Source organism: Pedobacter sp. GW460-11-11-14-TSB4 (genome assembly GCF_059423705.1).
This window is the reverse complement of the sequence record NZ_JBWKYI010000016.1, coordinates 53063-77943: the sequence shown is the minus strand read 5'-3', so window position 1 is coordinate 77943 and position 24881 is coordinate 53063. Positions and strand designations below refer to the sequence as shown.

Genomic DNA, 24881 nt, shown 5'->3' with positions numbered 1-24881 from the left:
TTTGGGTACTTTGGCGCTCCAAAGTACCATGCCATCGCGGCATAGAGCGGAAAAATAAATAAATATTTGTGCCGACACTTGATAGTTTTTTAGAATCAGGGACTCTCAATAGCAGGAATGATGCTGATCCCGAAGCTTCAGGACAGCATGACGATCGATTTAGGCAATGACGCTAAAAACAAATGTAAATTAACAGAGATGTCATGCTTTTACGCCTTTTTTTAAGGCCTTCGATTCATTCCTTTAATCCTGCTCATTATTCTTAAACGATTTATCTCTAGAAAGTTGGAATATTAAATTTTTTGTTTATAATTGTATTCGAAAATAGTAGGATAGGATAGGATAGGATAAAATGATTATTTACTTGCGTTCCAGCGCTTAGTTTCCCTTTATAAAATGTGAAACAAGTAAATGAGCTGATTTACCCTAATCCCGATTACATTTTCATTAACCAAATAACCAAAACGATATGAGAAATTTTACAAATTACTTTAATGGAAAGCAATTTCCGTCTTTTATGATCGCTACATGGCGACCAGCAGATTTACAACATCTTAAAGGGCATTAACCTGCCGTCTATCTACATCTATCTTAAATAGTTTTAATTCACTCATTAAAAGCTAATTAGCAAATGAAGCAATTATTTTTGTTTTGTGGGCACTTATCGGTGTCCAACAGGTTAAGAAATGCAATGATATTGACGGGTTCGGTTCTTGTATTTTTCCTGATTTTTATGCCTGCTGAAGGTTTTTCTCAAACGGGAAAGAAAACCATTACGGGTAAGGTTACAGATACACTTGGGGTAGGGCTGCCCGGGGTAACGGTAGCTGTTGTTAATAAGGTTAATGTGGGTACACAGACCGATAATAACGGAAAGTTTGTACTTGATGTAACACCTGGAGAAATACTTCGGTTTTCTTATGTGGGATACAGGGAGCAAAGGGCCACAGTTGGTGCAGCGAATGTGCTGAACATTAAATTAACTGAAGAAAATATGTTATCTGAAGAGGTCGTAATTACCGCCTTAGGACAGAAACAACGTAAAGAAGCTTTGGTTGGTTCGGTAACAACGGTAAAAGTTGGCAACCTTAAAATACCATCAAGTAACCTGACCAATGCGCTTTCAGGCCAGATAGCAGGTGTAATCGGGTACCAGCGTAGCGGACAGCCCGGGCAGGATAACTCGCAGTTTTTTATTCGTGGGGTAACTACTTTTGGTTATAAACAAGATCCGCTTATTTTAATTGATAACGTAGAGCTGAGTGCTTCAGATTTAGCACGCTTACAAGTTGACGATATTGAAAGCTTTTCTATCTTGAAAGATGCAAGTGCTACGGCATTGTATGGTGCAAGGGGTGCAAATGGTGTTATTTTAGTGAGCACCAAATCGGGTAAAGAAGGCAAAGCCAAAATAAGCTTCCGGTTAGAAAATTCTGCTTCTCAATCGGTAAAGAGCCTGCAGCTTGCTGATCCGATTACTTACATGAAACTTTTTAACGAAGCATCAATTGGCAGAGGCATGGACCCCATGTTTACACCTAACCAGATTATTAATACACAGGCTACAATAAATAAAAGTCCTGGTTATAACGAATACGTTTATCCAGCCGTAGATTGGTTAGACATGTTATTTAAAAAACGGACCAGTACACAACGGGCCAATATTGGCATTAGTGGCGGTGGTGGCGTGGCCCGTTATTATATTGCAGGTTCTTACAATTTAGATAATGGTATACTTAAAGAGGATGAGCGGAATAACAACGATAATAATGTAAAATTCCGCAATTACCAATTACGCTCTAATATTAATATCGATTTAAGTAAAACCACCGAAATGGTAGTCCGCCTGTCGGGTAATTTTAGCGAATATAATGGACCTCTGGCAACAGATGGGGGTTTTTCGACCGATTTATATAATATCGCTGTACATACCAGTCCGGTTTCTTTTCCGGCATTTTATCCGGCCGATGCCGCCAACCAAAATGCGCAACATATTCTTTTTGGAAATAGAGGTGGAGCAGGTGTAAACAGTATTTTGGATAACAACCCTTACGCTGCGATGTTACGCGGACATAAAAACTCTTCTGAATCGCGCATGTCGGCACAGTTTGAAGTCAATCAGAAGTTAGATTTCTTTACCGAAGGCCTTTCCTTTAAATCTATTTTTAGTACCAACAGGTATTCGTATTTCGATTCGCAAAGGGCATACTCTCCATTTTATTATAATATTGGTTCTTACGATAAGCAAAGTAATACCTATGTTTTAAACTGGCTTAATTCATCGGTAACGGGCGGTGCGCCAAACATTGCACAAGAATACCTGTCTTATAATCCAGGTAATACCAATATCAATACTTTTTTATATGCACAGGCATCATTAAATTATGATAAATCTTTCGGTAATCATAATGTTAGTGGAACCTTAATTGGTACGGCACAACAAACCGTTTACAGTAACGCCAGTTCCCTGCAGAATTCGCTTCCTTACCGGAATTTGGGTTTAGCCGGACGCTTAACCTATTCTTATAAAAGCCGGTATTTTTTAGAATCTAATTTTGGTTATAATGGGTCTGAACGGTTTTCAGAAGACCATCGTTTTGGTTTCTTTCCAACTATTGGTGCCGGATGGGTGCTCTCTAACGAGAAATTTTGGACCGGTGGAATTGCCAACGTGGTTAACCGCTTAAAATTAAGAGGTAGTTATGGTATTGTGGGTAACGATGCCATTGGTGCACAACGTTTCTTCTATATCTCAGAAGTAAATTTAAATGGCGGCGGAAATTATGCCCAATTTGGGTTTAATGGCGCTTCTAACCGCAGTGGGGTATTCATCAATAATTACGAAAATAAAGATGTTACCTGGGAAACATCACAACAAACCAATTTGGCCTTAGAAGCTACGCTTTTCAAAAACTTGAATTTAATTGCTGAAGTATATAATAATTATCGCTATGATATCTATATGGCTCGTGCCAACCTGCCTAGCACTTTGGGTTTAGAAGCCAGTGTAGGTGCCAATGTGGGTGAGGCCAGATCGAGAGGGATCGATTTATCGTTAGATTATAAGTTTAATGTGAATGCATTTTCTTTCGCCGTACGCTCTAATTTAACTTTCGCCAAAAACAAATACATTAATTATGAAGAACCGCAATGGGCAGAGTCTTACCGTTATACCACCGGACAGCCCATTAGCAGAAATTTTGGTTATATAGCCGAACGCCTGTTTGTTGATGATAAAGAAGTACAAAACTCGCCAACACAGATTTTCTCTGCAAATGGTAAAGCACCACGAGCGGGTGATATTAAGTACCGCGATTTAAATAACGATGGTAGAATTGATGATGCTGATAAAGCTTATATCGGTTTCCCTCAATCTCCTGAAGTGGTATATGGCTTTGGTTTCAGTTCATCATACAAAGGTTTCGATCTTTCTGCCTTTTTTACCGGACAGGATAGGATGACTTTCTTTATCGATCCAACCCGGGTAAGTCCTTTTGTGCCGAGCAATCAGCAATATATTCTAGGTAATACTCAATTATTGAAAGATTTTGCAGAGAATCACTGGTCGCCGGAAAACCAGAATTTATATGCGCTTTATCCAAGGCTTGCTGTTAATGCTGCCGATTTAGAAAATAATGCACAAACGAGCACCTGGTGGATGAGAAATGGCCGCTTAATGCGCTTGAAATCTGTAGAATTTGGATATACCCTGCCTCAGCGCATTTCTACTAAAATAAAGCTGAATTCCTGCCGGATTTATTTCAACGGGCTAAACCTGCTTACCTGGAGTCCTTTTAAAATGTGGGATCCGGAGCAAGGTGGAAACGGTTTTGCCTATCCAATACAAAAGGTATTCAATGTTGGTCTTAACGTAACCTTATAATGAAAACGATAAAAAAATATTTCACATACAGTTGCATTGTTTTAGTGCTTTGCAGCATGGTATCCTGTAAAAAGTACCTGGATGTAACACCTGATGATATTGGTACGCTTGATTATGCCTTCAGAAACAGAAATGAAGCCGAAAACTACCTGTATTCGTGTTATGCCTATCTGCAACGGATGAACGATGTGGCTTCAAATCCAAGTTTTACCACTTCATCAGAACTGATTTACTCGAATACACTTGATAATTTTCAAGGTTTTAACCGAACAGGCTTTAATTTATTGAGAGGAACACAAACGGCTGCAAAACCAGGACTAAACACCTGGGATGGAGAAGAAGGAAGTTACAGCCTCTGGCGCTCCATCAGGATCTGTAACATTATGCTCGAGAATATCGATAAGCCTATTGATTTAGGTGCTACCGAAAAGAAACGCTGGACAGCAGAAACTAAATTTTTAAAGGCCTACTATCATTATGTGTTATTTAAAATGTATGGTCCAATACCACTAATTAAAAACAATTTAGCCATAAACAGTACCACTGACGAGGTAAGGATTAAAAGAGCTCCGGTAAATGAAACGGTAGATTATATCATTTCACTATTAGATGAGGCTATTCCTGATCTACCTGCAGTGATTACAAGTCAGGCAACTGAGTTGGGCAGGGTAACCAGTGTAATTGCACTTTCGGTAAAGGCTGATGTATTAACTACAGCGGCAAGTCCGCTTTTTAACGGCAATCCTGATTATGTGAGTTTTAAAGATAAAGATGGTGTTAGCCTTTTCCCTGCAGCTTATGATGCGCAGAAATGGAAGAAAGCGGCTGATGCGGCGAAAGTTGCCATTACCGCTGCCGAAGCACAAGGAATTAAATTGTATACCTTCAATTCGCCATCAACAGTGGGCAAATTATCCGATTCGTTAAAAAGAGAATTAGATGTACAGAATGCTGTAGCAGAAAGGTGGGAGTTGAATCCGGAAATCATTTGGGCATCAAACCCGGAATTTAATTATCAAGGATTTGCAACGCCTAGGCTCACGGCAAAATCTGCGGTCAATAATTTTTCCAATCCTTCTACTTTTTCGGCTCCAATAAGTACCCAAGAACTTTTTTATACAGTTAACGGGGTGCCGATTACGGAAGATAAAACCTGGGATTATGCCGGCAGGAATACCATTAAAGCTGGCGACAATGCCAGCAGATATTACATTCAGCAGGGTTACGAAACGATAAAAGGCCATTTCGCCCGCGAAACCCGTTTTTACGCAGATATTGCTTTTGACGGAGGTATCTGGTTTGGAAATGGAAGAAATAATCAGGACGACCCGGCTAATCCTTTGTATTATGTATCAGCAAGAGGTAGCGGATTTGCGGCACCAAGTGATAACATCAGGTTAAATATTACGGGTTATTGGCCTAAAAAACTGGTTAGTTATGCATCTGTTTATGATGATGGTTTTCAACCTTCAGCCTTCCGTTTGCCTTTGATCAGATTGGCTGGATTATATTTACTATATGCAGAAGCATTAAACGAGGTGAATGGGCCTACCGCAGAAGTGTTTACTTATGTGGATAAAGTGAGGCAAAGAGCTGGTTTACAAGGTGTACAAGCCTCGTGGACAAACTTTTCCAAAAATCCGAATAAATTTAATACCAAAGAAGGGTTGCGACAGATTATCCACCAGGAAAGAAGAATTGAGCTTTGTTTTGAAGGTCAGAGCGGCTGGGATTTAAGAAGATGGAAAGAACTTCAGGCGGTTTTAAATAATCCGATCCAAGGCTGGAGTATAAACAATGCAGAAGCGGTGAATTACTATCGTCCAACTACACAGTTTATCCCGGTATTTGGTTTAAAAGATTATTTATGGCCAATAAAAAGCTACGATCTGGTGGTAAATCCAAACTTAGTTCAAAATCCTTATTGGTAGTTTAAAATATTTAAAGAAATGAAACCATGATGTCTGGCGTAAAGAATAATTTTTTATTCACCTGCATCATCGCTTCATCACCATTGAAAATAAATTCAAAATGATGAAAAATATTAAAAATAGTATTTACCTAATCTTTATCGTTTCTGTTTTGGTGAGCATAGCTGCCTGCAAAAAAATGGAAACCTATAACGATCCGGCTTCTTCAGATATGACCAAGCCTGGGGTGGTAACCAATATTAAAGTTGATAATTTTAATGGCGGCGCATACATTACCTATTCTTTGCCGAACTCGAAAAACCTTTTGTATGTGCTGGCGCAGTACAAAATAAACGGTGTAACGACAAGAGAAACGAAATCGAGTTATTATTCTGATTCTATTATGGTAGATGGCTTTGCGAAAAAACAGGGTTATGATGTTACGTTGTATGCGGTAAGCAGGGCAGAGGTTAAGTCAGATCCCGTTATCGTAAAGGTAAATCCCGATACGCCACCATACCTGCTTTTAAAGCCAACGATTAATGCCGAGGCTGATTTTGGAGGCATAAAAATTACGGGAACTAATCCCTTAAAAAACAATTTGGGTATAATTCTTTTAAATGTTGCCGATAACAATACTTCGGATGTAATTGATCAGCATTATGGCAAAACCGAAATTTTCGATTATTCGGTTAGGGGTTATGCACCGGTTGCGAAGAAGATTGGGTATTACGTAACGGATAATTTTGGAAATATTTCTGATACCACCTATAAAACAGTTACCCCATTTTTTGAAACCTTGTTGGATAGAGGGAAATTTTTTCAATACAGGCTGCCATCTGATGGCGTAATTGCCTATGGCTGGGATCTTCCTTATTTGTGGGATGGCAAAACAGACGGTAACTCGAACGGATGGCACACGGCGCCGGGTGGGGCAATGCCTGCAATAGCAACATTTGGTTTAGGTATCAGCGCAAAATTAAGCCGCTTTATTTTATGGGAAAGACCAGATGGCGGCGACAAATTTGCTTATGGACATGGAAATCCAAAAGTATTCTCCATTTGGGGCTCTGATGTAGCTGTTCCACGCGATGCACAGCTGCCTTTGTCTGCACCGGTTGGTACGGTTATAGGCGATTGGATAAACATGGGGAATTATAATTATCCAAATCCACCTTCTGGCCAGGCACCCGTAGCACACACTACTGCAGATAACGATTTTGTAAAGGCTGGTGTAAGTTTCAACTTTCCGCTAACAAACCCTAAAGTTCGCTATATCCGTTTATCGGTAAGCACCACATGGTCTAACGGTACTTTTGCACATGCCATGGAAATGGCCTTTTACGGCGACCCAAGATAATTAATATAAGAAGATAAATTTTCGAACATGAAAAGTATATATAAAATTAGCGGTTTGCTATTGCTGTTGGTTACAGTGATACTTAGCTGTACCAAAGATGATCTTGCTTTTAAAGATTTTTTAAAAGACGGTGAAATTATTTACCCCGGCCGTGTGGCCAACATTGTAACCAAACCTGGTAATTTAAGAACTGCTTTATGGTGGAATCCGAGCCCCGATCCAAGTGTAAGTAAATATGTGGTTTATTGGAATAACAACGCCGATTCAGTTGTCGTTACGGCGAGCAGTCATAATCCAACGGATACAATAAAGGTGATTATTCCGAATTTGAGCGAATATACCTACACGTTTACCATCTATTCGTACGATGCCCAGGGGCATAAATCTATCCCGATAGAGGCTAGAAATGTACGGGTTTTTGGCCCTCTATATCAATCTGGATTATTGAACAGGCCATACAATGCCACCACACCATATGTGATAAACAGCAATGGTTCTGTTCAGCTAAATTTTAAAACACCTGATACCATCAACGTCAATACGATAATCAGATATACCAATACAGCAGGTACAAGTGTAGATAAAACGCTTTTACCCGCCGATACCGCTATTACACTTACTGATTATAAAGCCGGAACCGATATTACCTATAAATCATCTTATATTCCGGGTAAAGGATCGCTGGATGTATTTTCGGTAAGCGATTTTTCTACTTTCCCCAAGATTTTTACTTATGTACTTTGCGATCGTTCACTTTTTGCCGAGGTACGTTTGCCAGGGGATGCACCAACCTACGAATCGGGTACCAGCATCAGTAAACTTTGGGATGGAAGCGTTGGACCACAGGGTTATCCGAACATTTTTCACAGTGCCGGCAATAGTGGTATGCCACATGTAATAACTTTCGATTTAGGTAAAGTATATAGCAATTTATCGCGTATAGAAGAAACCGGAAGGGATTGCTGTAATAATCCGGATCGTTTTGAGGTTTGGGGAACAGCTGATTTAACCAATGCCACAACTACCTTATCAGCAAGCAATAATGGCTGGCCAGCTGAAGCCACCAGTAAGGGCTGGACACTTTTAAAAGATGTGACCAGAAGTGATGATGGCAAAAATGCAATAACCGCCGAACTGGACAACGCAGGAAAACCAATTCGTTATATTCGCATCAGGATTAAACATGTAACCACTGGTGATGGAAATTATAGCAATATGAGCGAAATCAGGTTCTGGAATAAAGAGTAATTTTTTGATATAATTGATTTGATTAATAATTTAATTCCGTCATCTCGACTGGAGCGCAGTGGAATGGAGAGATCTATCTAGAAAGATTTCTCGACTTCGTTGCACTCCGTTCGAAATGACGATCCCGACGGCCGGATCAAATTCATATCGTACAACAACACACAAATGAAAAATGTATAAAAAGCAACTTATTTTTATTACACTATGCTCGTTTTTTATCGGTAAAAATGCCGCTGCCCAACAGCAACCTTTAACATTATGGTACGATAAACCGGCCAAAATCTGGGAAGAAACCCTTCCTTTAGGTAATGGTAAACTCGGCATGACACCAGATGGCGGAATTACCAGGGAGCATATTGTATTGAACGATATTACCTTGTGGAGCGGCGGAAAACAAGATGCCAACAATTACGAAGCCTACAAAAGTTTGCCCAAAATCAGGCAGCTGATATTGGAAGGAAAAAATGATGAGGCCCAGGAATTGGTTAACCGCGATTTTGTTTGCAAAGGGCAGGGATCGGGTGGCGCAAACTGGGGTAAATACCAAACCCTTGGAAACCTTCAGCTCGATTTTGATTACCCAGGCGTAAAAAATGTAAGTCCACAGACCTATAAAAGATCTTTATCCTTAGATAAAGCCGTTGCAGTGTCCGAATTTACGCTCGATGGCGTAAAATACAAAAGAGAATATTTCTGCAGTTTTGATGATGATGTTAACGTAATCAGGATCACGGCAGATCAGCCTAAAAAACTGAACTGCAATATTTCCATTAGCAGGTCTGAAAAAGCAACATTAGCCAGCGAAGGTAATGAACTGCTGATGTTTGGTCAACTCGATAACGGCACTGATGGTAAGGGGATGAAATACCTGAGCCGCGTAAGCACTCAATTGAAAGATGGTACAGTAACAAATGAAGGCAATATCATCAAAGTAAAAAATGCAACTGAGCTGATTATTTACGTTGCGGCAGAAACCGATTTTAAACATGCCGATTTTGAAACGAGGGTAAAACAAGTTTTACAAAACGCTAAAAAGAAGGCCTACAGCTTGGAACTGGCCGACCATACCTCAAAATTTGGTAAACTTTTCAACAGGTTAAAAATCAATTTAGGAGAGGGCGCAGCCGCCAAACTGCCAACAGATGTAAGGTTAGAGCGCTTCTATAAAGATTACAAAAATGATGTTTCATTAAGCGCTTTGTTCTTCCAGTTTGGTCGCTATTTAAGCATCAGCAGTACAAGGGTAGGGCTTTTGCCACCAAACCTTCAGGGCTTATGGGCAAACCAGATTAATACCCCATGGAATGGCGATTACCACTTAGATGTAAACGTACAGATGAATCATTGGGCTATTGAGCCCGCCAACCTTTCGGAGTTAAACCTTCCACTGGCTGAATTGGTAAGAAATTTAACCGGTCCTGGTGCAAAAACCGCAAAAGCCTATTACAATGCCGATGGATGGATTGCCCACGTAATTACGAATGTATGGGGATTTACAGAGCCTGGCGAAAGTGCTTCTTGGGGCGCTTCAAATGCAGGTTCGGGCTGGTTATGCAGCAATTTATGGGATCATTTTGCCTATAGCCGCGATTTAAAATACCTGAAAAGCATTTACCCGATTTTGAAAGGATCAGCAGCATTTTATCAAAGCGCCTTAGTGAAAGATCCAAAAACGGGTTGGTTGGTTACTTCACCCTCGGTATCGCCAGAGAATACCTTCTACCTTCCGAACGGAAAAACTGCGAGTATTTCGATGGGACCAACGATCGATAACCAGATTGTGAGAGAACTTTTTAACCACGTAATTACAGCCGCTAAACTGCTTAAAACTGATGCAGCCTTTAGTGCATCATTACAGGAAAAATTAAAATCTATTCCACCAATAGGTGTAATCAGTAAAGACGGACGCATACAGGAATGGCTGGAAGATTATAAAGAAACCGATCCTCAGCACCGTCATATCTCACATTTATACGGGGTTTATCCTGCCGGATTAATTACCCCAACGGCTACGCCCGCACTTGCGGAGGCGGCAAAGAAAACGCTTGAAGTAAGGGGAGATGACGGGCCAAGTTGGTCAATTGCTTATAAACAGTTATTTTGGGCAAGACTACAGGATGGAAACCGGGCTTTTAAACTGTTTAGAGAGATTTTAAAACCTACATTACGAACAGATATTAATTACGGCGCTGGCGGAGGTGTTTATCCAAATATGTTATCGGCCGGGCCGCCATTTCAGATTGATGGTAATTTTGGTGCATCGGCAGCTATTGCAGAAATGCTGATCCAAAGCCATGATGGTTTTATCGAACTGTTACCTGCTATTCCCGATGCCTGGAAAGGTTTTGGTGAAATTAAAGGATTAAAAGCCAGAGGTAATTTTACGGTTGATATAAATTGGAAAGATGGTAAAATTACCCATTACAGCATCGCTTCGGCCACCCCACAAAAGGTAAAGCTAAAAATGAATGGAAAATTAACCGAGATAATGTCGACCAAAATTAAATAAACACATGGTTTTTAAATTTTTATTCAGGCATAAGTTATTCTTGATTTTATTCATCCTGTTGTTTTCAATGCGGTCTGCATCTGCCATTGTAATCAATTATGGTAAAGCTGGAAAAATAGACTACAACCTTAAAACCGGCACTTTCCAGGTTTTAAATGGCACTACGCAACTCTTATCAAATGGTTTTTCTCAGGCAGGATATCAGAAAAAGATGCTCAGTTCAACAGATTACCGGCAAATTAGCTATACCAAAACGGCTATTAAAGATGGTTTTGGAAATGGATTTAAACATGTTTTCCTGTTGAAACAAGCTGGTTTGCCTAATATGCAGCAGGTTTTTTATACCTACTCAGGTCTGGATTATTTTATGATAAGCCTTACTTTACAAGGGGTTGATTTATCCATCAACCACATGGTGCCTTTAAGCGGAAATTTAACCGACCGGGAGGTTTCAGACGTACCCACCAGTTTATTCGTGCCGTTTGATAACGATACCTTTATTTCTTACCATGCTGTTCCACTGAAGGCCAATACGAGCAATCCGAGTGCAGAGGTTACCGCTTTATACCACGATCAATCCAGAAATGGTTTTATCATCGGATCTATAGAACACAGCAACTGGAAAACAGGCATCATTACCGCCGCAGATAGCGACAAAAAAATAGCTATACAGGCCATTTGTGGTTATACTGAAGAAAACATCACCCGCGATAAAATTGAACATGGTTATTTAAAAGGCAATTCGATCAGTTCTGCCAGAGTATTTTTTGGTGCTTTTGCCGATTGGCGTTCGGGCATGGAAAACTATGCAAAGGCTAACCGCATAGCAGAACCGCCTATTGTTTTTAAATGGAAAGCCGGAACTCCTGTAGGCTGGAACAGTTGGGGGGTAATGCAAGAGAAAATAACACTCGAAAAGGCCAATCAGGTAGTCGATTTTTTTGCTGATAGCCTAAAAACCTTCAGAAGTGGTGGTGTGGCTTATATCGACCTCGATTCTTATTGGGATAACCTGCTGAAAGGAGGCTTAACAGGCGACTACTCCAAACTAAAAGCCTTTGTTGATTATGCAAAATCGAAAGGATTAAAACCCGGGATTTATTGGGCACCTTTTGTTGACTGGGGATTTGCCGGAGGGGGGAATCGTAAGGCAGAAGGCAGCAATTATACATTTGGCGAGATGTGGACCAAGGTTGGCTCAGGTTACCACGATATAGATGGAGCAAGGGCCTTAGATCCAACACATCCGGGTACACAGCAACGCATGGCTGCCGTTATCAAAAAGTTTATGGAATGTGGTTTTGAAATGATTAAAATCGACTTCTTAGGTCACGCAGCAATAGAATCCGATCATTTTTACGATCCCAACATTACCACCGGAATGCAGGCTTATAAAGTAGGCATGGAATTTTTATTAAAACAGCTGGATCATAAAATGCTGGTTTACGCAGCCATATCGCCAAGTTTAGCTTCTGCACGGTACATACACATGCGCAGAATAGCCTGCGATGCTTTTAAATCGATAAAAGATACAGAGTATACTTTAAACGGCCTGAGCAATGGCTGGTGGCAAACCTATCTTTACGATTATATCGATGCCGACCATGTGGTATTCTCTGATCAATCTGATGGGGAAAATACGGCTAGATTTCTATCCGCAATCGTTACAGGGACTTGCATCAATGGCGATGATTTTTCCAAACAAGGAAAATGGAGCAGTACCGCTCAGCGTTTATTGAACAATACCGAAATTCTTCAGGTGTTACAGGATGGAAAAGCTTTTGTTCCGGTAGAAGGGAACAGGGCTAAACTGGCCTCACCACTTTTTGTAAAACAGGTTGGAAATGTAAAATACCTGGCCATATTTAATTATAACGATAAAACAAAACCTTTTAAGTTAGATTTTTCGAGGATTGGTTTAAACAAAGATGAGGTGTACAACGCCCAAAATTTACTCACACATAAAACAGAAGATTTAAAAAACAACCAGGCTCTGAATTTAGCTGGAAAAGATGCCACTATGATTAAAATAACACTAAAAAAATAAACTTAAATCAACTACTACCTATAAACATTACCCGATTAACATTGAAAACACAAATGAACAAATCAGATCAAATTGCAGGTTACATGAAACATGGGGCATTAGCCCTTGCCGTTTCACTTTTTACCATCGGCAATATTAAAGCCCAAAGTATCATACCCGTCGAAACCGCGCATCATGCTTTGGTGCTACAGGCTAATGCCAAAAAAGATGTAAACACCATATTTTTTGGAAAAAAACTGGCTAACAAAGAAGAATATGCCCAGGTTACCGCGCAATATAAACAGACTGAAGATTATACCGGACAGCTTAATTCGGTGTATACGCCTTCAGGATCAAGAAACCTGGTCGAACCCGCCATTAGCGTTACCCATGCCGATGGTAATAACTCGCTTGATCTGAAATACGTTGATCATACGATTACTGCTATTGATGATAATGTAAGTTTAATAAAGATCAGATTAAAAGATCCCGTTTATAATTTTGAGGTAAGCCTGTTCTATAAATCTTTTTACAAACAGGATGTGATAGAACAATGGACAGAGATTAAACATAGCGAAAAGGGAACTGTGGTGCTGCATAAATATGCCTCAGCCAATCTGCACCTAAAGTCACCGCGTTTTTGGCTAAACCAGTATCATGGCGATTGGGCCAAGGAAATGCAACCCGAACAAAGTGAAATTACCCATGGCATTAAAACTTTAGATAGCAAATTGGGTACGAGGGCAAATTTATTTCAACCTTCGGTTTTTATGATTTCGTTAGATAAACCAGCGGAAGAAAATGAAGGCAGTGTTTTGTATGGAGCGATGGAATGGAGCGGTAATTTCAAGATCGATCTTGAACTGGATTACCAGGATAACCTCCGCATTATTGCCGGAATGAACAATTATGCCTCTCCCTATAGCTTAAAAGCTGGTGAAGTTTTTACAACCCCTGCTTTTTTGTATACTTTTTCTGATCAGGGAAAAGGCGATGCCAGCAGAAAATTGCAAGATTGGGCACGTAACTATAAAATATTAGATGGAAAAGGCAGCAGGTTAACCCTTTTAAACAATTGGGAGGCCACTTATTTCGATTTTAATGAGCAAAAGCTGGCCGATTTATTAAAAGATACCAAAAAACTGGGTGTCGATTTCTTTTTGCTTGATGATGGCTGGTTCGGGAATAAATATCCGCGTAACGATGATCATGCCGGGCTTGGCGATTGGCAGGAGAATAAGAAGAAATTGCCAAACGGAATAGCTTCTTTGGTAAAAGAGGCCGATAACGTTGGAACCAGATTCGGAATATGGATTGAACCTGAAATGGTTAACCCTAAAAGTGAACTTTATGAAAAACATCCTGACTGGGTGGTGAAACAGCCTAACAGACCTGAATATTATTTCAGGAACCAATTAGAACTCGACTTGAGCAATCCAAAAGTACAGGATTTTGTTTTCGGTGTGGTGGATGGTCTGTTTACTAAAAATCCGAAACTGGCTTATATTAAATGGGATTGTAATGCGGTCATCTACAATGCATACTCCGCGCACTTAAAAAATCAATCTCATTTTTACATCGATTATGTAAGGGGACTGTATCGTGTTTTGCAAAGAATTCGCGCAAAATACCCAACGGTACCCATGATGTTATGTTCTGGTGGAGGTGGTAGGGTAGATTATGCTGCCTTACAGTATTTTACAGAGTTTTGGCCGAGCGATAACACCGACCCATTAGAGCGCATATTTATGCAATGGGAGTACTCTTATTTTTATCCCGCCATCAGCAGTGCTAACCATGTAACCGATTGGGGGAAACAACCCATCAAATTCCGTACTGATGTTGCCATGATGGGCAAATTGGGTTTTGATATCGTGGTAAGCAAACTGCCTGAAAAGGAACTTCAATTCTGCCAGGAGGCCATTAAAAACTATAATGATGTAAAACAAACCATCTGGCAAGGCGAACAATACCGGTTAGCCAATCCGCGTAGCGGCAGCATTGCATCGATGTTATATGTAAATGCAGAAAAAACTGAAGCTGTTATTTTTAATTACCTGGTAAACTACCGGTATGGCGAAAACAGTAAATATCCGATTAAACTCAATGGGTTAGATGCAGCGAAAAAATACCAGATTAAAGAAATCAACCTTTATCCAGGTACAAAATCATCGATAGATGCTACCAAAACCTATACGGGTGATTTCTTAATGAAAGTGGGTTTTAACCCCAATCTTAATACCACAAGGACCAGTGTGGTGCTAAAATTAGAAGAAGTGAAGTAATATGGTATTCGTCATTTCGACTGAAGCGTAGCGAAATGGAGAAATCTAATTAATGGTTTCTCCATTTTTTTTACCACAGCGTTTAGTAGAGCAATCTTTCCAGCTAGCCATCCTTGCTAGAAAGATTGCTTCCCCGAAAGGTCGGGACAAGCTGTCCGCTGAAAAAGCCTTCTCGCAATGACGGATTATGATTTTCGGGTATGTGTCTCACACCGCACCTTCGTCAAATCACGTTCAGTCAAATATGTAAAATTTACCCGGTAGATCCTTCGACTCCGCTCAGGATGACGAATCCAGTAAATGAAAAATAAGAGTATTAATCTATTCCGGATTAAATTCCATCATCCAGCTTACATTTTCCATTTTAAACATCCTCTTCTTCACTTCCGTTCATAAAAGCACGCGGGCTTTTTCCAAACTGTTTTTTAAACTCCCTGCTAAAATATTTTGGATCGTTAAAGCCAACCTGATAAGCTACTTCATAAATGGTAAATCTATTTTGTTTAAACAGTTCCATCGCTTTCTTTAAACGTATCGATTTAACAAAGTCATTTACAGAGAGGTTGGTGAGGTTTCTGATTTTTTTATACAAAACAGGTCTGCTCATTCCAACCATCGAAGCCAGTTCAGATACCCCAAAATCTTCATCCGTAATGTGTTCGTCAATGTATTTTAACAGTTTTAACATAAAAGCTTCGTCAATAGCATTAATGGTGAGCTCTTTTGGCTGTAAATGGATGTGTTTCAGGAATTTTTGACGCATTACCTGTCTGGACATCAGTAAATTACGAACATTCAGTAAAAGCAATTCAGGGCTGAAAGGTTTGGTGATATAGGCATCAGCGCCGGTTTCCAGGCCACTCACCTGGTGGATATGTGAGGAGCGGGCAGTAAGGATAATAACCGGGATGTGGCTGGTCCGCTCATCTTCCTTCAACCTGCGGCAAAGTTCAATACCATCCATTATGGGCATCATGATATCGCAGATAATCAGGTCGGGCAGTGTTTCTACAGCCGTTTCCCAACCCATTAATCCATTTTCACTTTCTGCTACGAGGTAATGACCGCCAATGAGTGATGCGATTAATTGCCTGATTTCACTATTGTCCTCCACCACTAATATGGTTTCGGTGGAAAGATCAGTTTCTTTTTCAGGTTTTAAAATGTTTAGCTCTTTTTCGGGCTGTTGCGTGTAGATATTAGGATGGGTAGGATAATCTTTTGCCCCATCAAAAATCGCTGTTTTAAAATGCGATTTTCCTTTCTTTAACCTCACCGTAAAATTGGTGAAACCACGCTCACCATTTTCAGCAGGTGTACTTTCTACAGCAATATGTCCTTTATGTTCCTCAACTATCGCTTTAGAAAGCGCCAGACCTATTCCTGAACCAATTTGGTTGGAGTGTTGCTCATCTACCTGGAAATAATCGCTAAAAAGATTCTTTAAACTTTCTGCAGGTATACCCAGTCCGTTATCTGCAATGCTAATCGCTACTTCATTATCCATATCCACGAGCGTGACAGAAATTTTACCACCTTTATCGCAGAATTTAAATGCATTTGATAATAGGTTGAACAATACTTTTTCGAGCTGCCTTTTATCAAAAAACAGACTGATGTTTTCCTGGCCGCGTACAAATTCATATTGTATATCATTTGTCTGGGCAAGATGAGAGAAGGAAATGAAAATTTCGTTGATGAAATCGACGATATTATCTTCCGTAACGTGTAGGGTAAGGTGCCCGGTTTCAGCCTTTCTAAAATCCATTAATTCGGTAATAAGCCGCATTAACCTGTTGGCATTATTTTTTATCGGAATAATTTGCCGGTTGAGTTCCGTATCGGTTTGATATTGTTTGGAAAGATTTTCTAAGGGACCTAGAATTAGGGTAAGCGGCGTTCTGATTTCGTGGGCCACATAGGTAAAGAAATTCAGTTTCATTTTCTGAATGTCTTCTGTCCGTTTAAGCAAAGCACGAACAAAAAGATAACGTACAATTAAAAACAGTAAACCCGAAAAGCAGGCCAGATAAATTAGATAGGCCCACCAGGTAGCCCAGAAGGGTGGAAGCACAGTGATTTTAAGGCTCGCAGGTTTGTTGCCCGGATTTCCATCGTTATTATTTCCGGTTACGATAAAGGTATAATTGCCGGCCGGAAGATCGCTATACGTGACACTTGGTACATCGGTTTTTACCCAATCTTTACTATGGCCTTTCAGGATATAACGGTAACTGTTTTTTTCTGGTTTAATGTAGTTTAATAAGGCGAAATCGAGGCTAAAATTATTGTTGTCGTGTTTAAACGTTATCTGTTTGATGCTTTTGATATCTTCATTCAACAGCCCGTCGGGAGCATTTACCGCCACTGGTTTATCGAACAGTTTGAGTTCGGTAAACGTGATTGGCGCAACATTCCGATTGCTATTTATATCAATCTGGCTGGGATAAAAGGCGGTTAAACCATCGTAACCACCGAAAAACAATTCACCACGACTATCTTTTAAAAACGAACGGATATTAAAATCATTACCGGCAAGCCCGTCGCTTTTGGTATAATTAATAAATCTCCCTGTTTTGGTAATCAATTTAGAAAGTCCCTTATCAGTACTAATCCACAGGTTGTTTTCTTCATCTTCAATGATGCCCAAAACATTACTGTTTGGCAGGCCATCTTTTTCGTTGTAATTCTTGAATTTTCTACTTTTATTATCGAAAATACTTAAACCTCCAAATGAAGTTCCAACGCAAATATTTCCATTCTGTATTTGAACAATACAATTAATGTGATCGGAATTTAAACTTCCTGGTTTGGTTTTATTCTTATAATAGGCTGTAATCCTTTTAGTGGCTGGGTGATAAGCATATAATCCGGCCATCGTTCCGATCCATAGATTTTTGGCCTTATCTTCAAATATAACCTGAATATATTTGTTTCTCAGGTTCTGCTCTAAAGGACTTTTAACCGTTGTAGCGGCGTAAAGGCCATTTGTTTTTTTTAGTGTCGATAATCCATCCCTTGAGCCTACCCAAACCGTACCATCGCTATCTTCAGTTATTGCAATGACTTCTGAACCCCCGGGGTTGTTTTTTTTATTTTTAACATTGATTATTTTCTTGAAATTATGACCTGCGGCATTAAACAGGTATAAACCACCGCGGTGTGTACCCACCAGTAGCTGCCCGGTTTTATCGAGGCACAAGGTTTTAATTAAGTTGGAGTTGAGGCCGTTGTTGCTGTTTGGCTCTAATTTATAATAGGTAAAGGTATGGTTGCTTCTGTTTACGTAATTTAAACCACCACCTTCGGTACCAATCCACAGGTTATGGTTTTGATCCTCGACCATAGCACTCACAATATCGCTGCTCAAACCTTGCCGTGTCTTCGAATTTCTAAAAACGGTAAAGGGTGTTGCAGAGGGGTAAACCACATTTGCACCTTTGTAATAAGTCCCCAAATAAACTGAGCCGTTAAGATCCTGGAAAATACTATGGATAGAATTTTGGCTCAATCCGTCTGGTTGCTCCGGATCGTAACGGTAATTGCTAAATTTCCGGGTATTTGGATCGAGGATACTCAACCCTTCCTGTGTGCCAATCCAAATGTTGCCTACTTTATCGCGGGTGAGTTTCCTGATATCGTTATTAATGATCGAATTTGGATCCGTAGCACTGGTCTGATAGCGTTTAAAGGTTTTGTGTTCGTAATCGAATAGGTTTAAGCCGTTGTAGGTGCCTAACCAAAGCCGCTTTTGTTTATCGATTACGATACTTTTTACGGCATTAGAACTGATGCTGTTCTTATTGTTGGGATTATGCCTGAAAATCTCAAAGTGGTATTTACCCTTAACCTGATAAATACGTACCAAACCATTATAAGTACCTACCCAAAGGTTTTGTTTTTCGTCTTTAAAAATTGAGAAAATACAGTTGAGTGCAGATTTATAATTGGGTTTATCGAAAAGAAATTTCTTGAAAATCTGCTTTTCGGTATCGATAACCAGGTTGAGGCCGTTATATGTGCCTACCCAGATGTTTTTTTGAGGATCTTCATATATACATTCTACCGAATCGCAGCTAAAAGAATTTGCAGAGCTCCGTTTATTGATGCGATAAAAATGATCGTTTTTATCATTGTAAATATTCAGTCCGTTTTCTGTACCTACCCACAATCTTCCTTTGCTATCACTCAATAGCGTGTTAATTACATTATCTGAAAGGCTGTTGAGGTTATCGGAGCTATTGTTGTAAATTTTAAAACGGTAGCCATCATAGCGGTTTAACCCATGTCTGGTACCCATCCAGATAAACTGGTTTTTGTCTTGCGTTATGGCCATCACCGAATTTTGCGACAAACCATTTTCCATCCTGAGGTGGTTAAAAACAAGATGCTTCTGGGCACACAAAGTGGTGCAAATAAAAAGCATTGGGAAAAACCATAAAGCGATTAAACGCAGTTTCATAAAATTAAGCTAGTTTTTTGGCCATCTTATCGCTATGGAAGAAAAGCCTTTGATGTATTTCCTTTAAATATAGTGCGAACTTATTAAAATATTAAAGGATTACGGTTTTTCTACCCTTTCATTTACAATTTTCGACCTTTTTTAGGGAATAATGCGCCAGTTTTGGTTTAACGAAATTGAGCTAACTATTCCACAATAACCAGTGGCACAGAAACTATCGATTAAATAAACTGACCAAACCAGAGGATATGAAGAAAAGCTAACCACACCAACTCAAGTACAGTCTATTCACGACTTTAAATTGAATAATTCAAATCAGCTAATCAAAAGATAACCAAACCATGAAACTTATCCCTAACCAATGGGGCAATATGCCGTTTTGCATATACCCGCTTTTCCATTTGCTAGTCGCAGAAAACGAATCAAAATTTCTAATACCTATGCTTAAGGCATAAATACAATCCATTATCAATAGAATAAATGTGAGTACATGCTCACCATTAATGCAGTATGCAGTAATCATGCTGGCTATCAGTATGCGGAATGATTAAAATTTTCGCGCAGCATGGAGAGTCGTTGCCTTCTGCATAATAAAATTATAAACAAAATAAATTATTTTAAATGAGCGGAACTTATACTTCGATTATAAAGCGGATGACGCTGTTTGGGGTGCTGTTATTCTTGGCAAACAGTGTTGATGTTTTGGCATTCCCAAACCTTACCAATTCAAGCAAGAAATTTCAGGTGCCCTCGCCGGCCAAAAAAAATAGTAAACAAATTCCCAACGATTCATTATCGAATTTGAGAGATTCTCTGAGAAACAAACTCAGGAATTCTGTAGCCTTAACTTTGCCAGACCACGATGTTCCGGTTTTATTTGGAACGCAGAAAAATGTAAAAAGAATTCAATCTTCGGCTACTGTAAGTGGAGAAGAGCTAAAGAGTTTTCCTACGCCACAGGTTGGTTTAATGTTGTATGGGAAACTGCCAGGTTTGTACGTGGTTCAAAATAATTTTCAGTTGGGTTCTGACGAACCTGCTATATCGCTAAGGGGAAGAACGCCATTGGTTGTAATTGATGGTGTACCACGTTCGTATCTCAGTATCGATCCTGAGCAAATAGAAAGCATTTCAGTCATAAAAGATGCACTGGGAACTGCGCTATATGGCATGAAAGCCGCTGACGGAATGTTACTGATCACGACCAAACGCGGTGCAAATATGCCTAAGCAGATTACCTTCACCAGTCAGTACGGTATTCAGCAGCAAATTGAACGGCCTAAATTTCTGGATGCATTTAATTATGCCACCTTATTTAATGAGGCGCTGGCAAACGACGGGCGTCAAGCCATTTATACAGCAGCCGATTTAGATAAGTATAAAAATGGTACAAATCCTTTTACGCACCCCAATGTAAACTGGACTGATGAAATTTTAAAAGCTACCGCCCCTGTAAGCAGACAGAACCTCAACTTAAGAGGTGGAAGCAACAAGGTAAGGTATTTTGTAGACCTCGATTACCTGAGTCAAAGTGGTTTTTTAGTTACCGATCCTTCTATCAATACTTATGAAACGAACAATAGTTTTAAGCGGTATTCTTTCAGAAGTAATATCGATGTTGATTTAACCAATAGTACTACGCTCAGTTTAAGCTTGTTTGGGAGAATAAGAAACAGTAATCAACCCGGATCTACAATAGCCAGTATTTATAGCACATTGTTAACTACGCCCAATAATGCCTATCCGAAATTTAACGAAAATGGCTCGCTGGGGGGAAACACCGAGTTTCAAAATAACCTGTATGGGATGTCGATAAAATCGGGATACAGGCCGTCGGTTAATAGAAATTTAGGGGCAGATGTATCGTTAATGCAAAAGCTCGATACTTTTTTGCCTGGTTTGTATGCCAGTGGCGCAATATCTTTCAATTCCTACTATAACGAAAACATTAACAGAAGTAAATCTTTTGCAGTGTATTCGCCGGTTATAAATCCAGTTACAAACCAAACGAGTTATAAAACAATAGGGGGCGATGGTACGCAATCGAATAGTTCTTCTCCAACAGATTTAAACCAGCAGATATTTTCTCGTTTCGATCTGGGCTATGATAAAACAATCGATAAAAATACCTTTAAAGCGCAATTGTTATTTATACGGGACAGTTACGTTTTGGGTGGCGCTCTATCGCAGGTTAATCAATCGCTGGGTGGAAGGTTTAATTACGATTACGATAATAAGTATTTATTGGAACTTGCCACTTCGTACATGGGTTACGACCGTTATAAAGCGGGAGACCAGTGGGGCTTCTTTCCATCAGTTGGTTTAGGATGGAACATCGCCAGCGAAAGTTTTTTTGCCAATTTAAAAAACACAGTTAATTCATTAAAACTGAGAACATCTTACGGTTTAACCGCTACAAATGCAGCAGCCGGGTATTTCCAATACCTGCAAAACTTTGATAATGGCGATACCTTTTACAGCAGAAATCCGCTGACCACTTCAAGTACAAAAGATGAAGGACCGCTGGCTAACCCAAATATTACCTGGGAGAAAGCCAAGAAATTTAATATCGGCTTAGATGTTTCGATGTTAAAGGATAAAGTATGGTTAACCGCCGATTATTATAGGAATAGTTATTACGATCTGTTGCAAACCAGGAGAACAAATGCAAGTGCAGTAATTGGAGCTGTTTTGCCGCCTGAGAATATAGGTAAAAACCAATATTCGGGTATTGAGCTGGGGCTTGGCTATCAAAATCAGATCAACAACTTCAGGTATTTTATTACTGCAAATGGTTCGTGGAGCGCAAGCAAAGTGATTTTTAATGATGAACCTTTTAGAAAAAATGCTTACGAATACAGAACCGGCCAGCCTGTGGGGCAAACTTTTGGTTATGTGGCTGATGGTTTTTACAACAACACTGCAGAAATTAACAACGGACCAAAGGTTGATGGTTACCTCCCGGTTCCGGGCGATTTAAAATATAAGGATTTAAATAACGATGGCATCATCAATACTTACGATATGACCGCGATCGGCAGTACCAAGCCTGTTTTCTTTTATGGTTTAACAGGTGGGATCAATTATAAAGGATTGGATTTTTCATTCACCTTAAATGGTAAAGCAAACAGAAATGTGTATTTCAACTTTATCAATTTTGCATCAACCGGTGCAGCCGGCGGATATGGACAAGCCTTAGAAAGTAGCTTGTTAAGATGGACACCTGCTACCGCTTCGCAGGCAGAATACCCACGTTTAAGTGTTGGCAATAACCCAAATAATAGCCAGGTTTCTTCTTTCTGGGTGAAAAACGGCAACTATTTAAGATTAAGAAATGTAGAAATAGGTTACAGTTTACCTGGCCACCTGATCAAGTTAATCGGCTTGACCAATGTGAGGGTATTTGCCAATGGTCTTAACCTGTTAACCGCTACAACCTTGGATGGGGTAGATCCGGAAGTGTTGATCGGAAATGTGCCCAATCAGCGGATATTCAATTTTGGTGTTAACCTTCAGTTTTAAATCTTGATTATGAATAATTATAAAATATACATCGCTATAATCTGCCTGTTATTTGCATTTGGCTGTTCGAAAAAATTTGAGGCAGAACCTTTAGACCGCATCACCGGCGACTTAATTTTTGACCCTCTTGATAAGAATGCTGATTATGCAAAACAATTTTTAAACGGAACCTATTTGTTGTTGCCAGATTGGTATAATAGGATAGATGGTAGCTTTTTAGATGCCGGAACAGACGATGCCGTACCATCAAGAATAGGAACCCAGGCAGAATTTTACCGTACAGGTAGAATCTCATCTACAACCCTTCCTGATGATGTTTGGAGCAAGAATTATCTGGGCATCAGAAGAGCCAATCTTTTTTTAAGCAAAGTAGATGTGGTACCCACAACTGCAGTTTTAAAAACGCAGTTTAAAGCGGAAGCAAGATTTTTGAGGGCCTATTTTTACTTCGAACTGGTTAAGCGCTGGGGCGGTGTGCCTTTAATTGGCGATAAGGTATATACCATCAATGATGATATAAATGTGCCAAGAAATACCCTCGACGAATGTTATGCTTATATCGTAGCAGAGTTGGATGCCATAAAAAGCTCATTATTACCTTATGCCATTACAGATGGAGATTGGGGTAGGGCGAATATCGGAGCCGCAATGGCCCTAAAATCGAGAGTGCTTTTATATGCCGCCAGTCCCTTAAGTAACCCGACAAATAATATCCAGAAATGGGCATTAGCCGCACAGGCAGCCGCCGATGTAAAAGCATTGGGTTATACGTTGGTAACGGATTGGGTAGCCAATTTTAATGCAACCAAAAACACCGAATTTATTTTTATTAAACAGAATGTTTTAAATACCAATATCGAAATCAACAACGGTCCGATTGGATATTTACAAGGCCTTGGTTTAACCAGTCCGTCGCAAAACCTGGTCGATGCATTTTTAATGCTTGATGGAAAAGCCATTTCCGATGCGGGATCCACTTATGATTCGAATAACCCATACTTAAACAGAGACCCGAGGTTAACCGCTACCATTATGCACAATGGCAAAAATTGGCTGGGAAGGCCTGTTGAAACCTTTGAAGGTGGTCAGGATAAGCCGGGAGGAAACAGAACACAGACCAGAACGGGATATTACCTGAGGAAATTTATGGGCAAATTTGAAACTTCTACTACTTACACCAATCAGGCCCATCATGTAATCTTATTGAGGTATGCTGAAATTTTATTAAACCATGCCGAAGCGCTAAACGAATCGGGTGGAGCAGTTGCCGATATCGTTAACAATCTGGTTTTAATCAGGAAAAGAGCAGGAATTCTTCCTGGTTCCAATAATCTTTACGGTTTATCGCTTACGCTTAGCAAAGATGAACTGCGTAAAATAATTCAGAATGAACGCCGGATAGAACTGGCTTTTGAAGAGCACAGAACCTGGGATTTGAGAAGATGGAAACTGGCCGAAATCGAATTAAACAAACCGGTTAGAGGTGTGCAGATTATCAAAAACGGAACAGCCTACTCGTATACTTATTTCAATGCCGCAAATGCTGTATTCGATACCAAAATGTACTGGTACCCTATACCACAGGCCGAAATATTAGCTAATAACAAAATGGTTCAAAACCCAGGATGGCCTAATTAGTAAGGGGCATAAATTTAAATTAATGAAGCATACAGGTT

At 39.8% G+C, this 24881-nt stretch carries 10 protein-coding genes; 9 read left to right on the top strand and 1 reads right to left on the bottom strand.

The window, feature by feature from the left end; all coding sequences use genetic code 11:
- The first annotated feature begins 631 nt into the window (after positions 1–631).
- From AC07YT_RS16055 to AC07YT_RS16025, 7 genes are all read left to right on the top strand, one after another.
- Complete coding sequence (locus tag AC07YT_RS16055) at positions 632–3883, top strand: SusC/RagA family TonB-linked outer membrane protein (protein WP_494945408.1); 3252 nt, start codon at positions 632–634, stop codon at positions 3881–3883.
- Entirely contained in the window at positions 3883–5814 is a 1932-nt protein-coding gene (locus AC07YT_RS16050; RefSeq protein ID WP_494945407.1) for a RagB/SusD family nutrient uptake outer membrane protein, read from the top strand. Before AC07YT_RS16055 ends, AC07YT_RS16050 begins: the two co-directional genes overlap by 1 nt.
- A 100-nt stretch (positions 5815–5914) precedes the next feature.
- Entirely contained in the window at positions 5915–7153 is a 1239-nt protein-coding gene (locus tag AC07YT_RS16045; RefSeq protein ID WP_478356760.1) for a DUF5000 domain-containing lipoprotein, read from the top strand.
- A 27-nt stretch (positions 7154–7180) separates the two neighbouring features.
- Positions 7181–8401 (top strand): DUF4998 domain-containing protein, encoded by a 1221-nt coding sequence (locus AC07YT_RS16040; RefSeq protein ID WP_086546588.1) that lies wholly within the window; start codon positions 7181–7183, stop codon positions 8399–8401.
- Between the two features lie 172 nt (positions 8402–8573).
- Positions 8574–10910, top strand: a complete 2337-nt coding sequence (locus AC07YT_RS16035) for a glycoside hydrolase family 95 protein (RefSeq protein WP_086546587.1) — start codon at positions 8574–8576, stop codon at positions 10908–10910.
- A gap of 67 nt (positions 10911–10977) precedes the next feature.
- The gene (locus AC07YT_RS16030; RefSeq protein WP_494945406.1) at positions 10978–12957 is read left to right on the top strand and encodes an alpha-galactosidase; all 1980 of its coding nucleotides are present in this window, start codon (positions 10978–10980) and stop codon (positions 12955–12957) included.
- A 53-nt stretch (positions 12958–13010) separates the two neighbouring features.
- Positions 13011–15221 (top strand): alpha-galactosidase, encoded by a 2211-nt coding sequence (locus AC07YT_RS16025; protein ID WP_494945405.1) that lies wholly within the window; start codon positions 13011–13013, stop codon positions 15219–15221.
- Between the two features lie 364 nt (positions 15222–15585).
- Here AC07YT_RS16025 and AC07YT_RS16020 read toward each other — a convergent pair whose 3' ends face one another.
- The gene (locus tag AC07YT_RS16020) at positions 15586–19683 is read right to left on the bottom strand and encodes a hybrid sensor histidine kinase/response regulator transcription factor (protein ID WP_086546585.1); all 4098 of its coding nucleotides are present in this window, start codon (positions 19681–19683) and stop codon (positions 15586–15588) included.
- Between the two features lie 621 nt (positions 19684–20304).
- Here AC07YT_RS16020 and AC07YT_RS16015 point away from each other — a divergent pair.
- Both AC07YT_RS16015 and AC07YT_RS16010 read left to right on the top strand, forming a co-directional pair.
- The gene (locus AC07YT_RS16015) at positions 20305–23205 is read left to right on the top strand and encodes a SusC/RagA family TonB-linked outer membrane protein (RefSeq protein WP_086546583.1); all 2901 of its coding nucleotides are present in this window, start codon (positions 20305–20307) and stop codon (positions 23203–23205) included.
- Positions 23206–23214: 9 nt separating this feature from the next.
- The gene (locus AC07YT_RS16010; RefSeq protein WP_086546582.1) at positions 23215–24843 is read left to right on the top strand and encodes a RagB/SusD family nutrient uptake outer membrane protein; all 1629 of its coding nucleotides are present in this window, start codon (positions 23215–23217) and stop codon (positions 24841–24843) included.
- The last annotated feature ends 38 nt before the right edge of the window (positions 24844–24881 follow it).